The sequence below is a fragment of the Rhizobium sp. BIGb0125 genome, from assembly GCF_024810055.1.
In the GTDB taxonomy this organism is placed as follows: Bacteria; Pseudomonadota; Alphaproteobacteria; order Rhizobiales; family Rhizobiaceae; genus Agrobacterium.
Genome location: NZ_JANUDV010000002.1, coordinates 101,846 through 120,373, shown reverse-complemented (window position 1 = coordinate 120,373; position 18,528 = coordinate 101,846). Strand labels below are relative to the sequence as shown.

At 55.8% G+C, this 18,528-nt stretch carries 14 protein-coding genes; 9 read left to right on the top strand and 5 right to left on the bottom strand.

Annotation, left to right across the window (positions count from 1 at the left end; genetic code table 11):
• Positions 1–10: 10 nt before the first annotated feature.
• A complete protein-coding gene (locus M2418_RS04610; RefSeq protein WP_259145014.1) occupies positions 11–523 on the bottom strand; it encodes a nuclear transport factor 2 family protein in 513 nt (170 codons plus the stop codon).
• A gap of 302 nt (positions 524–825) precedes the next feature.
• Positions 826–1,263: a lipocalin family protein gene (locus M2418_RS04605; RefSeq protein ID WP_259145013.1), complete on the bottom strand. Its 438-nt coding sequence runs from the start codon at positions 1,261–1,263 to the stop codon at positions 826–828.
• A gap of 216 nt (positions 1,264–1,479) precedes the next feature.
• Here M2418_RS04605 and M2418_RS04600 point away from each other — a divergent pair, with 216 nt between their 5' ends.
• Complete coding sequence (locus M2418_RS04600) at positions 1,480–1,887, top strand: hypothetical protein (RefSeq protein ID WP_259145012.1); 408 nt, start codon at positions 1,480–1,482, stop codon at positions 1,885–1,887.
• A gap of 62 nt (positions 1,888–1,949) precedes the next feature.
• Here M2418_RS04600 and M2418_RS04595 read toward each other — a convergent pair whose 3' ends face one another.
• Positions 1,950–2,078, bottom strand: coding sequence for a hypothetical protein (locus tag M2418_RS04595; protein ID WP_259145011.1), 129 nt, complete (start codon positions 2,076–2,078; stop codon positions 1,950–1,952).
• Positions 2,079–2,669: 591 nt separating this feature from the next.
• Here M2418_RS04595 and M2418_RS04590 point away from each other — a divergent pair.
• The 5 genes from M2418_RS04590 (at position 2,670) to exoR (ending at position 10,800) form a co-directional block, all read left to right on the top strand.
• Positions 2,670–3,341 (top strand): protein-L-isoaspartate O-methyltransferase, encoded by a 672-nt coding sequence (locus M2418_RS04590; protein ID WP_259145010.1) that lies wholly within the window; start codon positions 2,670–2,672, stop codon positions 3,339–3,341.
• Between the two features lie 209 nt (positions 3,342–3,550).
• Positions 3,551–4,510 (top strand): PopZ family protein, encoded by a 960-nt coding sequence (locus tag M2418_RS04585; RefSeq protein ID WP_259145008.1) that lies wholly within the window; start codon positions 3,551–3,553, stop codon positions 4,508–4,510.
• A 347-nt stretch (positions 4,511–4,857) separates the two neighbouring features.
• A complete protein-coding gene (locus tag M2418_RS04580) occupies positions 4,858–7,701 on the top strand; it encodes a valine--tRNA ligase (RefSeq protein WP_259145007.1) in 2,844 nt (947 codons plus the stop codon).
• Positions 7,702–8,172: 471 nt separating this feature from the next.
• Complete coding sequence (locus tag M2418_RS04575) at positions 8,173–9,462, top strand: OmpP1/FadL family transporter (protein WP_259145006.1); 1,290 nt, start codon at positions 8,173–8,175, stop codon at positions 9,460–9,462.
• A 543-nt stretch (positions 9,463–10,005) separates the two neighbouring features.
• Positions 10,006–10,800, top strand: coding sequence for an exopolysaccharide production regulator ExoR (exoR, locus tag M2418_RS04570; RefSeq protein ID WP_192487670.1), 795 nt, complete (start codon positions 10,006–10,008; stop codon positions 10,798–10,800).
• Between the two features lie 127 nt (positions 10,801–10,927).
• On the opposite strand, the gene xth is transcribed toward exoR, so the two are convergent.
• Positions 10,928–11,719: an exodeoxyribonuclease III gene (xth, locus tag M2418_RS04565; protein WP_250982708.1), complete on the bottom strand. Its 792-nt coding sequence runs from the start codon at positions 11,717–11,719 to the stop codon at positions 10,928–10,930.
• An 86-nt stretch (positions 11,720–11,805) separates the two neighbouring features.
• On the bottom strand, positions 11,806–12,138 hold the full coding sequence (gene erpA / locus M2418_RS04560; protein WP_192487672.1) for an iron-sulfur cluster insertion protein ErpA: 333 nt from the start codon (positions 12,136–12,138) through the stop codon (positions 11,806–11,808).
• Between the two features lie 185 nt (positions 12,139–12,323).
• Here erpA and M2418_RS04555 point away from each other — a divergent pair, with 185 nt between their 5' ends.
• The 3 genes from M2418_RS04555 (at position 12,324) to M2418_RS04545 (ending at position 18,463) form a co-directional block, all read left to right on the top strand.
• Positions 12,324–13,541 carry a deoxyguanosinetriphosphate triphosphohydrolase gene (locus tag M2418_RS04555; RefSeq protein WP_259145004.1) on the top strand — a complete coding sequence of 406 codons (1,218 nt, stop codon included), beginning with the start codon at positions 12,324–12,326 and terminating at the stop codon, positions 13,539–13,541.
• Between the two features lie 62 nt (positions 13,542–13,603).
• Positions 13,604–15,361 carry an arginine--tRNA ligase gene (argS, locus tag M2418_RS04550; RefSeq protein ID WP_259145003.1) on the top strand — a complete coding sequence of 586 codons (1,758 nt, stop codon included), beginning with the start codon at positions 13,604–13,606 and terminating at the stop codon, positions 15,359–15,361.
• Positions 15,362–15,490: 129 nt separating this feature from the next.
• Positions 15,491–18,463, top strand: a complete 2,973-nt coding sequence (locus M2418_RS04545) for an SPOR domain-containing protein (protein ID WP_310503180.1) — start codon at positions 15,491–15,493, stop codon at positions 18,461–18,463.
• Positions 18,464–18,528 lie beyond the last annotated feature (65 nt).

The following is an 18,528-nucleotide window of genomic DNA, read 5'->3' as shown; positions in this document are numbered from 1 at the left end:
AACGGCTGGATCAGTTGGTGCGCGTAGGGGCGCCGTCCACTAGGTCTTGATAGAGCCCCATATCCAGAAAGGCCTCGGATTTGACAACGAGGCCATCTTTCATGGTCAATATCCAGAGATATTCGTTGCTGTAGGTGTCATTGGTGGTTGTCGTGGCGGAAGCGTCGAACCGCACGATCACGTCGTCATCCACCGCCCAGATTTTTTTGACCACCGGTTTAAGCGGGGTACTCAGCCGCGACAGAACAGGGGCGGAAGCATCGTTTACGAAACTGTCCAGGCCGCTATAGGTGCGCGAGTAGGGACCCGAGCCGCGAACTGTCCATTCGACATCAGGTGAAACGACGCGCGTGAAAGCTCCGCCTCGTTCTGCCCAGTCTTCAAATGCCTGCTTTACGATGGTCTCGTTGCGGGCCGTCACATCAGTGCTGACCGCCGTGCCAGCGTTGGCATGGGCCGATGACGCAGCAAATGCAAGCGTCGCGATGATCGTCCAAGATCGAGCAATTTTGTAGATCGTCATGTCTTAAACCTTCCATGTTTTCAAGGTCAACTGCGCGCATGGCGCGTCAGCAGTGGCGTCGATCGGGAAAGGCTGTCTTCACGTTTCGGGGCTGCTCTTAACCTGTAATGGGGCTTATCTTTTACCAAGCCCCACATCTCCTTCCCAATCGGCAATGAGTGTAACGGTGTTAGAGCGTTTAAATTACCCGCCTAATGCTGCACAGGCTGGTTAGCTGGACTTACCAGTTTCGAAGTCGGCAAAAGCCGTCAGCGCCCACGGTGCCGCGGGCGGTCGGGACGATGCACAAGAAGCTTTGACTGCTATTTTTCTAGAAGCATGGCATCGGTCACGTCGCGCCCGGTGTGGCGGGGGATGATCATCTTCGTCAGATCAAAGCCTTGCCGGCGTGCCTCAGCAAGATAGTCTTCCAGCGTTTCTGCGGGAATCGAACTCTCGCGTGCCAGAACCCATAGAAACTGACGGTCAGGCGTGCCGACCAGCGCGACACTATAGTCGGGATCGATCTTGAGTACCCAGTAATCGCCATCGGTAAACGGCAGCCAGCGCAGGGCGGCAGGAAGAAAACTGACCTTCAGCTTTGCATGTGTCTCGTCAACCGGCTTTGCCTCGCCGACAGCCTGAGCTGGCTGCTGATCTTTGTCGAAACATCTGTTGTCAACGCGAATAGCGCCGTTCTCTTCGAGGGAGTAACGTGCCGTGATGTCAGTTGCGGCATCGTCTTCATATTTCAACGGCAAGCGGACAATTTCTTACCACCGGCCAAGATAGCGGTTGAGATCAAGGCTCGGTAGGGCTGTAACGTCTGTCATGTCTTTGGCTCTCCTTCGAGGAGAAACTGAAGCGCACATGCTGCTTGTCCAGTTGCAGCGGCGAAGAACATTAACCCTTACCATGGGAAAGAGTGGATTACCCTCGGGCATACTGCCAAGAAGTGTTTGTCTCAGGAGACAGATATGAAACTCTATATTGCTCTGGTCGTCGTGCTTTTTGCCAGTTCCAGCGTTGCAGGCGCCCAATCGAAGACACGCGTTGTAAAAGCTGATGTAATCGATTCCTACACCGCCTACATCGGCGCAAACGACCTTAACAATTCCAACGGAACGTCACTGACGAAACCGTGGCAGATTATTCGCCAAGACCGGGCAAACTATCATGTCTATGACCTCAGAGACGTAGGGGATGAGGGTGACGAATTCTTCACTGATGCGAAAAACCGTCAGTCGCTCGAAGAGATGCTGAACAACGGCTCTATGTCGGCTGAGGCTCAAAGAATGATCCTGCGTGGCGACTGCTGGATCACCGTCAAGATAATGGGTCACGAAAACCGGGGCACATTCCTTGTGGTTGATGTCTGGGAGTGACAACAGCGGTATTCGATGCTGTCGCCCGGTTTAGTCCGGTATAATGCTGACATCAGTATCCTCTAATCCTGTCCTGCCTTTTGTTCGTCTAGGAAGTTCAGCACCCATTCAAGCGCTTGAAACAGGTCGCTCGCGCCCGAGAAGATGTAGTCGATCGTCCAGACCCAGACGAAATAGGCGTAAATCAGCACCAGCGTCACCACCAGCAGCAACAACCATGGCCAGAGCGGCTTCTTTCTTGGCTCCGTGTCGGGTTTGTCAAACTCGTCGATGGTGTTCTTCCTTGAGGTATAGGGATTTGCAGTCCTTTAACCCATACAGGCGGCCTCGGCGCAAGTCGTAGGAGGGGCTGAACTGGGCGCAAACCTTGATGACATTAGCGGTTTACACAGTCGCGTATCACACCAGTTGGCACTGTCACGCCCTGGCTATGTTCACCCGTTAAGAATAGAGGCGGGCAGGTGGCTATTCCGTGGCGAGAGCGTGGAACCAAAATTCACATTGTCCGTTCTTTTTCTCAAGGACATAGGGTCCCACGGAGGGTTGATTAAATGCGCGACAGTTTGATCGAAGTTTCGATGTTTGGTGCCGTTATTCTGACATGCCTTTACATCACCGTGCCGCTCATCTGAGCATGTTTGGAAAAATTATCGGCTAGCCGGTTGTTTTTATCGTCACTGTGCGACACGCACGCTTGAAAGCGCAGGCATCGCCAATTAAGACGTATCGCAAGGAAACAGCGTTTATGCGCTCGTTTCGAATTTCTACTGAGGCGATACGATATGATGGATTTCGAAAAAGCACGTGTGAACATGGTCGATAGCCAAATCCGCACGACCGATGTAACGTCGCATTCCGTGCTCATGGCATTTGTGAATGTGCCGCGTGAAGCATTCGTGCCGCAAGCGCAGCAGACCATCGCTTACCGCGATGAAAACGTGCAGATCTGTCCCGCCTCTGATGGCCGTCCGGCCCGTTACCTAACCGCACCTTCGCCTCTGGCAAAGCTGTTGCAGCTGGCCGCCATCACCAAGGACGACGTTGTTTTGGAAGTTGGTTGCGGCACCGGTTACGTCTCAGCAGTTCTGTCGCAACTGGCCGGTTCGGTCGTTGCAATCGACAATGATGAAAAGCTGGTGGAAGCGGCAACGGAAACCCTTGCCAAGCTGGGTTATGACAATGTTGCAGCCGTCGTTTCCGACCTGGAAAAGGGCTATGCCAGCGAAGCACCTTACGATCTCATCTTCGTAAATGGTGCCGTAGAATTTATTCCAGACGCACTTCTCGACCAGCTTCGTGACGGTGGCCGCCTTGTAACTGTTGTCGGTTACGGCAACTCCGCAAAGGCAACTGTCTACAGCCGCGCCGCCACAGGCATCTCGGTAACGACCTCATTCAACGCCTCGGTCAAGCCACTTCCAGGCTTCCAGAAGGCCAAGGAATTCGTATTCTGATCAGGCAGATGCTGCTTGTTCACGGATAAACAAAGGCCCGGTTTTGACCGGGCTTTTCTGTTTTTCCACAACAATAATCTGTGTATCGCGGCAATTCCCGTCAAAAGGGTCATTCAGTTCCGATTCGCACTGCCATAAACTAGCGGTGATTCGGGGCGTGTTTCGTGTTTGCCCCAGCCAATAAATAGCAATGGAAAACGGGGATAGAAATGGCTCAGCCAAGTGTAGCGCGTGAACCGTCCATGGAAGAAATCCTGGCGTCGATCCGCCGTATCATCGAAAGCAATGAGCCTGGCCCGTCTGGCGCTTTTGCTGGCAAGCTTCCTCCTGTTTACGACGATGAGAGCGACGACGATTTTGGTATCGCTTTCACGCAGGCTGGCAACCCGGCTTCATCCGCCGAGCGCCGTGGCGAGATGACAAGCCCGCCGCCCCACGTGCCGCCCGCTGCAAACCAGACCCATGGCGCGGCAGCGCAACCCGTTCCAGAAAAGGCCATGTCGCTTGCCGATGTTGCAGCCCGGGTGAGGGCCGCCACCGGCCGCACGCTGGAACCGGCCTTGAGCGCGCTGACCGCTGAAACATTGCAGGACAAGCCGGAAGCAAAGCCGGTGGCTGCACATGCCGCTTATGAAAGCCCTGTGATGGCTGCCCGCATGGCGGAACTGCGTGGTTCGATCGACGATACCGCAGCCGAAATTTCGCGCCCATCGCAGCCGTTTTTCAGCGAAGAAAGACAGGCGACCATTTCACCGTTCCCGGTTCGTGAAACGCCAGCCGTGCAAAGCGCACCGGCTGTTGCCTGGGACGAAGAAACCTTCGAGCAGGCGCTTGAGCTTGCCGACGTTCACGAGGCCAGCGCGCCGGTAGTAAACCCTGCGCCAGTCGCAGAGACAATGCAGTTTGTCGAGCCTGTAGCGGAACCGGTTGCCGAGGTGCCATCTGCCCTGTCCAGCCTGATTTCCGTTGAAGCCGGTGCGCAGATTGCCCGCTCGTTCAACGAATTGGCCGACGTGTTCAACGGTGTTGAGCGTCGCTCCATCGAAGACATGGCGCAGGAAATGTTGAAGCCGATGCTGCAGGACTGGCTGGAAGATAACCTTCCAACGCTGGTGGAGCGTCTGGTGCGTGAGGAAATCGAGCGCGTGGCGCGCGGCCCACGCCGCTAATTTCCATCAAGGTTAAACAAAAGCCGCGCCGGTCTCGGAGCGGCTTTTTTTGTTGCACTGGTTTCTGGCTGTTGGGGGGTGTAATTTCCTCACCAGATATGAGAAAACAACGGGATAGGTCATTTTGTTGACTCAGTATGGGATGAACCTGATTCTGTTCCTGAACGGGATTGGATGTTACGCCTAAGCCCGCTCTTTCACCTGCAAGGCGATGCCCGATGCCGGGAAGCTGCAATGGTCGCCCGGTCGGGCAGTAGTTTTGGTTGAATATGCCACTTTCTGTTGACTCTCTACCGCCCATCCTTATTTAAAAACAAATACAAGAACTCAAAATTTCAGGTCAGGAAATGCTCGAAAAGACCTACGATTCCGCTTCGGTTGAACCGAAAATCGCCAAAGCATGGGACGATGCCAATGCGTTTCGTGCCGGTGCCAACGCGGCACCCGGCGCTGAAACCTTCACAATTGTCATCCCGCCGCCAAACGTCACCGGCTCGCTGCACATGGGTCATGCCCTGAACAATACGCTTCAGGACATCATGATCCGTTTTGAGCGCATGCGAGGCAAGGACGTGCTGTGGCAGCCGGGCATGGACCATGCTGGCATTGCCACGCAGATGGTGGTTGAACGCAAGCTGGCCGAACAGAAGCTGCCTGGCCGTCGCGAGATGGGCCGTGAAGCCTTTATCGACAAGGTCTGGGAATGGAAGGCTGAATCCGGCGGGTTGATCTTCAACCAACTCAAGCGTCTTGGCGCCTCCTGTGACTGGTCGCGCGAACGTTTCACCATGGATGAAGGCCTGTCGCAGGCTGTTCTGGAAGTTTTCGTCAGCCTCTACAAGGATGGCCTGATCTACAAGGACAAGCGCCTTGTGAACTGGGACCCCAAGCTTTTGACGGCAATTTCCGACATGGAAGTTGAGCAGCTGGAAGTGAAGGGCAATCTCTGGCACTTCCGTTATCCGCTGGAAAAGGGCGTTACCTATCAGTACCCGGTTGCCTTTGATGAAGACGGCAAGCCCACGGAATATGAAACCCGCGATTATATCGTGGTTGCCACGACCCGCCCGGAAACCATGCTGGGCGATACCGGCATTGCGGTGAACCCGGAAGACGAGCGTTACAAGGCAATCGTCGGCAAGCACGTCGTCCTGCCGATCGTTGGCCGCAAGATCCCGATTGTTGCCGATGACTATGCTGATCCGACAGCCGGTACCGGCGCGGTCAAGATCACGCCCGCCCACGATTTCAACGACTTTGAAGTTGGCAAGCGTGCAGGCCTGCGCGCCATCAACATTCTCAATGTCGACGGCACTGTCACCATCAAGGACAATGAAGACTTCCTGGAAGGTCTCGACCATCCGGCAGCACTTCACGGTGCCTGGGATCGCCTGGAAGGGCAGGACCGCTTTGCCGCCCGCAAGATCATCGTCGAGATTTTCGAGGATGCCGGCCTTCTCGACAAGATCGAGCCGCACAAGCACATGGTGCCCCATGGCGACCGTGGCGGCGTGCCGATCGAACCGCGCCTGACGGAACAGTGGTGGGTCGACAACAAGACGCTGGCTGGCCCTGCTATTGAGGCCGTTCGTGATGGCCGCACCAAATTCGTTCCGAAGTCCTGGGAAAAGACCTATTTCAACTGGCTGGAAAACATCGAGCCATGGTGCATCTCGCGCCAGCTGTGGTGGGGTCACCAGATCCCGGCATGGTACGGTCCTGATGGCCAGGTTTTCGTCGAGAAGACGGAAGAAGAAGCCCTGCAGGCTGCGATCCAGCACTACATTTCTCACGAAGGTCCATGGAAGGCCTGGGTTGAGGAAAAGCTTGAAAACTTCAAGCCGGGTGAAATCCTGACCCGTGACGAAGACGTTCTCGACACCTGGTTCTCGTCGGCACTGTGGCCATTCTCGACGCTTGGCTGGCCCGAGCAGACACCGGAACTGGCACGCTATTACCCGACAGATGTTCTGGTAACCGGCTTTGATATCATTCCGTTCTGGGTCGTTCGCATGATGCAGATGGGTCTGCACTTCATGAAGGATGACGCCGGTGTGCCGGTTGAGCCGTTCCACACGGTCTATATCCACGCGCTGGTTCGCGACAAGAACGGCCAGAAGATGTCGAAGTCCAAGGGCAACGTCATCGACCCTCTGGAACTGATCGATGAATATGGTGCGGATGCGCTGCGCTTTACGCTGTCAATCATGGCAGCGCAGGGCCGCGACGTGAAACTCGATCCTGCCCGCATCGCCGGTTATCGTAACTTCGGCACCAAGCTGTGGAATGCGACACGCTTTGCGGAAATGAACGGCGTGAAGCGTGATCCGGACTTCCTGCCGGAAACAACCACGCTGACCATCAATCGCTGGATCCTGACCGAACTTGCCGTTACGGCAAATGAGGTAACGGAAGCCATCGGCAACTATCGCTTCAACGATGCTGCAAGCTCGCTGTACCGCTTTGTCTGGAACCAGTTCTGCGACTGGTATCTGGAACTGCTCAAGCCTGTCTTCAGCGGTGACGACGAAAAGGCAAAGGCCGAAGCACAGGCGTGCGCGGCTTATGTTCTGGACGAAATCTACAAGCTGCTGCATCCGTTCATGCCATTCATGACGGAAGAGCTGTGGGCGCATACGGTCGAAGAAGGCGAAAGCCGTGACGGTCTGCTGTGCCATGCCGCTTGGCCAACACCAGAATTCACCGACACCGCTGCTGCGGCCGAAATCAACTGGCTGGTTGATCTCGTCACCGGCATTCGTTCGGCCCGTTCTGAAATGAACGTACCGCCGGGTGCAACAGCGCCGCTGGTTGTCGTTGGTGCCAATGGCGTGACGCAGTCGCGTCTGGAGCGTCATGACGCTGCCATTCGCCGTCTGGCACGTGCAGAAAACATCACGCTGGCCAGCACCGCACCGAAGGGTTCGGCACAGATCATCGTCGGTGAGGCAACGGCCTGCCTGCCGCTTGGCAACCTGATCGACGTCGCGGCTGAAAAGGCCCGTCTCGAAAAGGCAATCGGCAAGGCTGAGGCTGAAATTGACCGTATTGCCAAGAAGCTTGGCAACGAGAAGTTTATTGCCAATGCCGATCCGGAAGTTGTTGCTGCAGACCGTGAGCGCAACGCCGAGCTGGAAGTACAGATCGCCAACCTCAAGACCGCGCTGACACGGGTTAACGAGGCCAGCTGATCCGCTGCACAGAGCAACGAATAACGAAGGCGCATTCTGAAAGGGATGCGCCTTTTTTGTTGCCTGACGTTGGTAAGGACAGGGCGCTGGCGTGCTGGCCTTACCCTCCAGTGTTTCGCGATTAAGGCGTGAGCCCATTCCAGATCTTGCCACGTCAAACGGTTGGCAAATCTCGAGAAAAGCCGAAAACTGTATCGGATGTTACAGTTTTTCGCGATATTTTCCCGAATGCCCAAGCTGTAGTGATAATGTTACAGTTTGCGGGTTCGGTAGAATTTATTTCTGCGTTTTGTCTAAAATTCTAATTATGTTGGAATCTCGTCCCAAATGGCTTGATTTTTTTTGGATTTATCAAAAACTTACGTAAAACTTTTGAGCTAATCTAAAGGTAGCAGGCAAAATTCTGGCATTGTCATTTTGGGCGAACAGCTTCACTGTTTCACCATCACATTGCCTTGTTTGGGGAGAGAGATGGCAAAACGTGGATTTATTAAAGGCGCATTGTGCCTCGTCGCAGGCAGCATTGTTGCATCGCCGTCCTTTGCTGGCGGTTTGGAGCGCGGTGGTTACAACATCGACCTTCTGTTCGAACCTTCAGATTACGCCTTGGATGCTTCCGGCACCTTCGTGATGCCGCACCGCAAGGTAAAGAATGCGCGAGATAATGCGGCCAAGGGTGGTCCGCTCCCAGCATCTTGGTCTACGACTGCTGACGATTCCGAGAGTTTCTGGTCGCCGCGCATTGGCATGAAGGCGTCAATCGGCGATTTCGGCGACTGCATGTTCGATTATTCGCAGCCTTGGGGTGCGGATCTCAATCCCGGCATCTGGCAGGGTTCCAGCTACAACATCGACACCAAGGTCAAGTCGCATAACTATGCTGCGACCTGCCGTGTGAAGTTTGAAGCCGGTAAGGGTGATTTCTCGATCATTGGTGGTGGTTTCTATCAGGAAATCAGCGGCTACAAGTATCGTCAGGTTCTCGGACCGGCTGTGCTTGGCCTCAATCCGGCGTGGGCGAGTTTCAGCGGTGTCGGCAAATTGGAACTTGAAGGTGACGGCTGGGCTTGGCGTGCAGGTGTAGCTTACGAAATTCCAGAAATCGCTTTCCGTGCGAGCCTTGTTTACAATAGCGCGGTCGATCATGACCTGAGCGGTATTGCAGACGTAACGAACGTCCCGCAGACACCTGCAGGCCTGTCTCCAACGCTGGCGAAGTATGGTGGCAAAATCGTACCGGTCTATGGTTCCATTTCCATGCCGGACAGTGTTGAACTCAAGGTTCAGTCAGGCATTGCGCCTGACTGGTTGGCCTTTGGCTCGGTGAAGTGGACCGACTGGAGCCAGATTCAGACAATTCCGTTTTGTGCTGTCGGCACATCGCCCTGCGTACCTAGCGGTTCAGATACGCTAAACACGCTTGATCTTTTCTATCGTGATGGCTGGACCGTTTCGGGCGGCGTTGGCCACAAGTTCAACGATCAGTGGAGTGGGGCGGTTAGCGTCACCTGGGATCGTGGCACCTCGACCGTCATTGGAACTCAGACAGACACCTGGACGCTTGGTACCCAGGTCATCTATTCGCCCAACAAGAATCTCGAATTCAAGATCGCCGGTGCTATCGGCCTCTTGACCTCGGGTAGTTCGTCGATTGCCGGCGCTCCGTGCGGTGCAGGCTTTACCTGCGGTAACGAGGCTGGTTATGACTTCGGCAACGATGTCGTGGCGGCCATCTCAACCGGCATCAAGGTTAAGTTCTGATCGACGCCATTGACTGAAGCAGAATGGTGTCTGATTGGAAAAGTGAAAGGTCCGGTCCCTGCCGGGCCTTTCTTTTTTTGCGGCCCAAAATTGTGACGATTTAGCAACACATTTCTGCAACCTTATGCACGCGGTGAGAGAGAGGCACATTTGTCCATTTCCCGCCACAAAGGAAGCGTTTCGCTATTCTCACGGGTGGCGATTTTGCCGGGGGGCAAGCGTGTCGCGTAGCATCCGTGAACGTGGTGAAAGTGAAAACGGTTTTGAATTCAGGGTGTAAGGCTTATCAGCGGAGACGGGCATCTCCATCGATTGCAACTGCCAAACAGGCTGTTGGTAAACGCCGTTATCTTGCCGGAAATGTTTCCTATATCTGTTCCCGTGAAACACGGAATTGGACTCGGCTTCCAAATGACCGCGTAGTGATAACTGCGGCCAGAAAGACGCAGTCGCCTCGGAAAATCGCAAATAACTGCGGTTTGTCTTTGCAGTGTGACAGCGGTCTTGGATATACGCCGAGACGAATGAAAGAAGTTCGGTGAAATGTTGAAACGTGAAGCCAACATCCTGAAACCCCTGTGTATGGGTTTCCTCATTGCCTCCCTGGCAATGCCAGCAGCTGCATTCGATATCAATGCGGGTGTCACGAAGGAATCCGGACCGTTCGACCTCTTCAAATTCGGCTTCAAGGCCTACAAGAACGGTAAGAAGGAAGACGCGGTAGAAGCCTATCGTTATGCGGCCGAGAAGGGCCACACAGGCTCCCGTTGGGCACTGGCCAACATGTATGCCTATGGTGACGGTGTCGCAAAAAACGACTTCGAAGCCTTCAAAATCTACAATGAAATTGCCAGCCAGGGCGTAGAGCCGGGTTCTGAAGACACAGGCTTCTTCGTGAACGCTCTGCTGTCGTTGGCCGACTATTATCGCCATGGTATTCCGGGCAGCCCGGTAAAGCCTGATATGTCGCAGGCCCGCCAGATCTACTTCCAGGTGGCATCGACCTTTGGCGTTGCAGAAGCGCAGTTCCAGCTTGCCCAGATGATTCTGGCTGGTGAGGGCGGTCGCGCGGATGCCATGCAGGCCAAGAAGTGGCTAAACCAGGCGCGCCGCAACGGCCATGCTGGTGCCATGTCGGTGTTTGGCAATGTGATCTTCCAGGAAGGCCAGACCGTACGCGGACTTGCCTTCATGACCGCAGCTCTTGATCGTTGCAACCCTTCTGAATGCCCTTGGGTTCAGGATTTGCAGGAACAGGCTTTTGCGGTGGCTGGTGAGGGAGATCGCCGTGACGCCATCTCGCTTGCCCAGAGCATCCGCTCCGGCAATCTGGACTGATCCCTGATAAGCATTATCCCTGTAAACAGCTCACGCCTTTTTAGCGCCGCCACCTGAGAGGTGGCGACGGATGTGTATGCATAAATTCATGGGTGAATGAAGCCTGCGCGACCGCAGGCTGATAAGATCAGCTGGCGAAGTTGAAGAAACCGCAAACCGGCACATGGTCCGATGGCTTTTCCCAGGCGCGCACATGTTTCTCGATCGAAACAGCCTGCAACTTGTCAGAGGCTTCCGGCGACAACATCAGGTGGTCGATGCGAATGCCGTTGTTCTTTGGCCATGCCCCAGCCTGATAATCCCAAAAGGAATAAAGTCCCGCCGCATCGGTTGTCGCACGGGCCGCATCGACAAAACCGAGATTTTCCAGACGGCGGAAACTCTGCCGTGTCTGCGGCAGAAACAGCGCGTCACCTTCCCAGACTTTCGGGTCGTGGCAGTCATAGGGTTCGGGAATGACGTTATAGTCACCGGCCAGAATGAACGGCTCTTCAAGCTCAAGACGTTGCGCCGCATAGGCACGCAGACGCTCCATCCAGCGCAGCTTATAGGGGTATTTTACCGGATCATCCGGCGGGTTGCCGTTTGGCAGGTAAAGCGAACAGACGCGAATGACGCCGCCTTTGACCGAGAATACGCCTTCAATGAAGCGGGCCTGCTCATCGGTATCATCACCGGGAAGGCCACGGCGCACTTCGTCCGGCTTGATCTTTGAAAGAAGCGCAACGCCATTGAAGCCCTTCTGACCATGTGTTTCCACGTGGTAGCCGAGAGCTTCGATTTCGAGGCGAGGGAAACCTTCATCAACGGACTTGATTTCCTGCAGGCAGGCGATGTCCGGACTGGAATCCTTCAGCCACTGGCAAAGGTTTTCAATGCGTGCCTTGACGCCGTTGATGTTCCATGTGGCGATTTTCATCGGATACCCCGTTTTTCTCAAGGTCTATCTTTACCCGATGAAAAGGCAATTGACACCCGTTTTACCGCTGAACTCACAGGAAGGGTTTAAACGGAAAAACTCGTTCCACATCCGCAACTTGCAACCGCATTCGGATTCTTTATCTGAAACGATTGACCGAGAAGATTATCGACGAAGTCGATCTCGGAACCGGCCATGTAGATCAGCGACATGCTGTCGATCAGAACCTTGGCATTGTCGCGTTCAATCACCACGTCGTCGTCGGCCTGTGTGTCCTCAAGGTCAAACTTGTAGGAGAAACCGGAACAGCCGCCACCTTCCACGGAAACGCGAAGGGCCTGCTTGCCTGCATCTGCGCTGACGATTTCGGCGATTCTCTTGGCTGCCGATTCGGAAAGGGTTACGTCTATCTGTGTCATGTTGTCCTCATGGCCGGGGTCAAGGTCCGGAGAGATTTGTTTAAACGCAATTATAAAACACTCAAAGAAGAGGTCTATACCCTGCTTGAAGGAAAAGTCTGTGTTTCCGTTACTATGCGACAGGCCTTAGCATAGGTATGAATGTGAGTGTGAAACGTCAATGGCAGTCGAGAACAGGGTGAGACATGAGAATTGATCAGCGTGCATTGGGTTTTGGAAGCGGTGAAAGGGCAGTGTTTGCTGCCGACCCGTGGACGACACGCGGCCGCCTTTTTCCTGAACCATCCAGCCTGACCCGTTCCGAATTCCAGCGCGACCGTGACCGCATCGTGCACACAACGGCGTTCCGCCGGTTGAAACACAAGACGCAGGTATTCATCAGCCCTGATGGCGACCATTACCGCACACGTCTGACCCACACGGTTGAAGTGGCGCAGATTGCCCGTGCGCTGGCGCGTGCCCTCAAGCTGGACGAAGACCTCGCCGAAGGCGTGGCGCTGGTGCATGACTTTGGCCACACGCCGTTTGGCCACACCGGCGAAGATGCACTGGATGAGATGCTGAAACCCTATGGTGGTTTTGACCATAACGCCCAGTCACTGCGCATCGTCACCAAGCTGGAGCGCCGCTACGCTGATTTCGATGGCCTGAACCTGACATGGGAATCGCTGGAAGGTCTGGTCAAACACAATGGTCCGCTGGTCGATGCCAACGGGCAGGGGCTGCGTGGCCCGGTTCCACTGCCGATTGTCGATTATTGCAAGCTGAACGATCTGGAAATTGGCAGCTTTGCCAGCCTTGAGGCGCAGGTCGCGGCCATCTCAGATGATATTGCCTATAATACCCATGACATCGATGATGGCCTGCGCTCGGGTTATCTGACCTTCGAGATGCTGGAAGAAGTGCCGTTTCTGGCCGGGCTTATGGATGAGGTGCGCGCCAAATATCCAAATCTCGATGGCGAACGTTTCGCCAATGAAATCATGCGCCGGCAGATTACCCGCATGGTTGAGGATGTGATTGCCGTCACGCAGCACAATCTGTCTGTCGTCAATCCGCAGAGTGCCGCAGATGTGCGCGGCGCCGACATTACAATTGCCACGTTTTCTGAAGGTATGGCCGAGACAGACAAGCAGATCAAGAAGCTGCTGTTTGGCCATATCTACCGCCATCCGGAGATCATGCGCGTTCGTGCCGGGGCAACGCAAATCGTTTGCGATCTGTTCAAACGCTACATGCAGGACCCGAAGGAAATGCAGGGCCACTATTGGGTCGACCATATCGCTGGCCTCAGCGAAGGGCAGCTGGCACGGCATGTTGGAGATTATCTCGCGGGCATGACCGACAGTTATGCACTGAAGGCGCACCAGCGATTGTTTGACCATACCCCCGATTTGCGATAGGCAGCGCCTCAACTTCTTTAACCATGGATACGGATGGAAACCCGTTCGCGCAGGTGGATGCAATGAACCTTTTTGCCGACTTCGATACCAGAATCAAAAACGCGCTCGAAACGATCGATATCGTTAAGGACAACCGCGCAGCCGTTGATTTCGGCCGAGTAACCGTTGAAGCCCCTCGTGATGCAAGCCATGGCGATGTCGCCACCAATGCTGCAATGGTGCTGGCCAAGCCGCTTGGTACCAACCCGCGCGCCCTGGCGGAAATCATTGTCGAGAAGCTGAAGGGTGAACCTGACGTTGCAGACGTCAATGTTGCAGGCCCCGGCTTCATCAACATCAAGGTCTCCGTCGGTTACTGGCAGCGCCTGCTGTCGGCAATGATCGAGGCTGGGATTGATTTTGGCCGCTCGACAATGGGCGAGGGCCACAAGGTCAACGTCGAATATGTTTCGGCAAACCCGACCGGCCCGATGCATGTTGGCCACTGCCGTGGCGCCGTTGTCGGTGACACGCTTGCCAACGTGCTGTCATTTGCCGGTTACGACGTGACCAAGGAATACTACATCAACGACGCCGGCTCGCAGATCGAGGTTCTGGCGCGGTCGGTATTCCTGCGTTACCGCGAAGCGCTGGGTGAAGATGTTGGCGCCATTCCACCGGGTCTTTACCCAGGGGACTATCTCGTGCCTGTTGGTAAGGAACTGGCTGACGAATACGATATGAAGCTGCGCGCCATGCCGGAAGAAAAATGGCTGCCGATCGTCAAGGACAAGGCCATCACCGCAATGATGGCGATGATCCGGCAAGATCTGGAAGCGCTGAACGTCAAGCACGACGTGTTCTATTCCGAGCGCACGCTGCATGCCGGCAATGCCGGTCCTATCCTGTCGGCCATCAATGACCTGACCTTTAAGGGCCATGTCTACAAAGGCACGCTACCGCCACCAAAGGGCCAGTTGCCAGAAGATTGGGAAGACCGCGAACAGACCCTGTTCCGCTCCACCGAGGTTGGTGACGACATGGACCGTCCGCTGATCAAGTCGGATGGCAGCTACACCTATTTTGCGGCTGACGTTGCCTACTTCAAGGACAAGTTCGACCGCGGTTTTACTGAAATGGTTTATGTGCTTGGCGCAGACCATGGTGGCTACGTAAAGCGCCTTGAGGCGGTTGCGCGTGCTGTTTCCGAGGGCAAGTCCAAGCTGACGGTTCTGCTGTGCCAGCTGGTCAAGCTGTTCCGTGACGGTGAGCCGGTCAAGATGTCGAAACGCTCGGGTGACTTCATCACTCTGCGCGATGTTGTGGATGAAGTCGGCCGTGATCCGGTTCGCTTCATGATGCTCTATCGCAAGAATTCTGAGCCGCTTGACTTCGATTTTGCCAAAGTAACGGAGCAATCGAAAGATAATCCGGTATTTTATGTGCAGTATGCTCACGCACGTTGCATGTCTGTTTTCCGTCAGGCGAAAGAGGCCTTTCCTGATCTCGACGTCAGCACGGCTGACCTCGCAGGCGGTGCTGCTTTGATCAGCGATGTCAATGAGTTACAGCTTATTGCCAAGCTGGCGGAATATCCGCGTCTGATCGAATCTGCGGCCTCTTCGCAAGAGCCGCACAGACTGGCATTTTACCTCTATGATCTAGCAAGTTCGTTCCACGGACACTGGAATAAAGGTAAAGATCAGCCTGAATTACGATTTGTTAACGATAAAAACCGAGAATTAAGCGTTGCCAGACTTGGGCTGGTGAATGCTGTCGCGAATGTTTTGAAGTCCGGACTGGCCCTCGTAGGGGCCGATGCACCGGCCGAAATGCGCTAAAGCGTCACCATTTACCCACAATGCGCTGGCAAAAGCCGTAATGCGTAGATAGTGGAACGTGAAATGGTCGAGAAAAACGCCGCGTATAATCGAGACGCTCGGAGTGATGTATTCGCTGAGGATGATCCCTTGGCGGAACTGACCCGTATCGTCGGTTTCGATGAACGTCCTTCACATGTCGTTCCTGTTGCTGCGCAGACACCTGCGCAGCAGGTTGAAAGACGGGAACCTGAATTCAATCTCGAAGACGAGCTGTTGCGCGAATTCGAGATTTACGATGCGCCACGCCTGGATCCTGTCGCCGAGTTTACTCCGCGCGAACCGGTGGAACCGCCGCAGGCTTTTGAGCGGCCTGCCGCACCGGCCCCTGTCTATCAGGAAGAGCCGCGCTACGAGCCTGAACCAAGCTATCACGAAGAGCCCCAGGCACCTGTCGTTCAGGCACCTGCCGTGTACGACGAGCCGGAGCCGTCCTTTGCGCCTTCCTACGAGCAGGAAGTTGCGGCTTACGCGAAGCCTGCTGAACCCGATTACCCAGAGCCGCAATTCGCGCCAGAACCGGAAGTGACTATTCCGGAGCAGGGTGGTTGGAACTACGTCAGCGAACCTGGTGTGGTCGAGTATCGCGAGCCTTCTTTTGAGCTGCCCTCAGTCAGCGTGGCTGCAGAGCCAGCCCCTGCGCAGGAAGAACCTGAGCTGCCGCGTGTCGAGCCTGCCTTCAATCTGGCCGATGAGCTGGAACTGAACTTTGGCTCAATGGCATCCACCTTGCAGGCCCAGAACACCGTGCCACAACTGGCACCGGTAGCGGCTCCTGTCGCAACGCCGCAGGCCGCACCGCATCTGCACCGTTCGTCGCTGGAAGTGTCGGGGCTGCGTTTGCCGCTGGCAAACTTCGGTTCGCGCGCCACACCGGTTGCACCACGTCCGCAGGCAGAGCCTGTGCGTCAGGCGCCGGTTGAGCCAGTGTTTGAGCCTGCGCCCGAGCCGGTTGCCCAAGCTCCTGTCGCACAAGCACCTGTCACGCAGGCGCCTGAGGCACCGTTCTCCCCGATGGATGAACTGCTTTACGACGTTGATCACTATTCCGTCCGCAACGATAATGCCGCCGCCCAGCAGCCGGTCTTTACCCCAGCTGCCCCGGTTGCACCTGTCGCGGCTACGCCGCTTCTGCAGCGCGCCGAACCTGTAAGCCCTGATGTCTTCCAGGTTGCGCCGTCCTTCTACGAGCCTCCACGCAGCCAGGCGACGCCACAGGCACCAAAGCATGTCGCGCCTGCTCAGGCGGCGCCTGTTGCTGCCGCACCTGCCGCAGAGTTCGAGCCCTTCGCAGATGATGCGTTCGAAATGGCGCTTGATGATATCGATCTGGATTTCGATCTGTCCGACATCGGCAATGTTGAGCCGGTCGCCGCAAAGCCGATTGAGATGCCACGCGTTGTGCCTGTACCGGCCCCGCCGGTTGCCGCTGTTGCGGCTCCAGTTGTTGCCGCTGCTGCTGCCTTTGCTCCGCAGAGAACGCAGCCTGCTGCCGCAGCTCCCCAGTCATTCTCTTATGCTCCGCAGCCTGCCAAGCCTGCTCCAGCACCGGTTGCTGCACGGGCACCAGCGCCTGCGCCAGTAGAGCTTGAGCCGCTGCCCTTCGACCACGGCCAGATTGGCGATACTGAAGATCGTCCGGAAACCATTGGTGAGATGGAGGTGCCGGATCTGCCAGTTGGCGTGTTTGAACCAAAGCCGGCCCCACGCCGTCATGATGATGATCTGGACCTCGACACCGAGCTTGCAGCGCTGTTTACGCCTGCATCCACGCCAGCCGGTCTTGATCGCAACAGAAATGCTCCAAACCAGTCCGCTGCCCGTTTGCAGCAGGCCGCAGCACCGTTTGAAAATCTGGATGATTTTGAAAAGGCGCTGGAAGAGGATTTCCGTCACAGCATGAAGGCGGCATCTGAGGGCAGGGCTGAACAGCAGCACGCTCCGCAGAACCTCTATGAACAGCCAATGCAGCCATATGAAAACGAAGAGCGCCGTTCGCGTCGCTGGATCGTTCCGGTTGCCGCTCTCGGTGTTGTTCTGGTTGCCGGTGGTGTTTACGCGCTGATGTCCGGTGGTTCGCAGACGTCCGGCAACGGTGCGCCAATCATCATTTCTGCCGACAATGATCCGGTCAAGGAAGTGCCTGAAAATCCAGGCGGCAAGACTGTGCCGAACCAGGACAAAGCGGTGTATGACCGTGTTGCTGGCCAGACCGCAGCTGATCCCAAGCAGTCGTCGCTGATCTCTTCCAACGAAGAGCCGGTTGATGTTGTGCAGAAGACGCTGATCCCTGAGAACTTGCCAATGGAAGGCGAGGACGAAAGCGATTTCGGCAACATGGGTACGCCGGTTGGTGAAACCGAAGATCCACGCCTGCTGGCGCAGAATGATGCACCAGCCCGTGCGTCCGAGTCCGAAAGCAATGCACCTGCCGTATCTCCACGCAAGGTCCGTACGATGATCGTCAAGCCGGATGGCACGCTCGTCGCGCAGGAAGTGCCAGAGACACCAACAACGACACCGGCAACACCAGCATCCAACGCTGCACCTGAGCCGACACCTCTGAGCACGGCTGACAATGCCACGGCTGCCAACGATGTGCCGAAGGTTATCGAAACCAGCCCGGTTGCTGTGGCAACACCTGCTGCAACGGCTCCAGCTGCTGCCAATAACGGTGCGCCTGTACCGTCGGCACGTCCGGCCGCACAGCAGGCAAATGCTGCCGTTACCTCCAGCCAGCCAGTTGCAACAGCACCTGCGGCCCCGGTTGCCCCGGCACAGCCTCAGCAGGCTGCCCCTGTGCAGAACACCGTCTCGACCGGTGGTTATTATGTGCAGATCGCCTCGCTGCCGAGCCAGGCTGAAGCGCAGAAGTCCTACCAGAGCCTGTCCGGCAAGTTCGGTTCGGTCATTGGTGGTCGCGGCGTCGACATCAAGGCAGCGGAAGTTGCTGGCAAGGGAACCTACTACCGGGTTCGCATTCCAGCTGGCGACAAGAATGAAGCCGCAGCACTGTGCGAGCGTTACCGTGCCGCTGGCGGAAGCTGCCTGATTGCCCGCTAATTGCTGATGGCATAAAATTCAAAAACCGGGTGCGCTTGCCGTTCCCGGTTTTTTATTGCCCGATC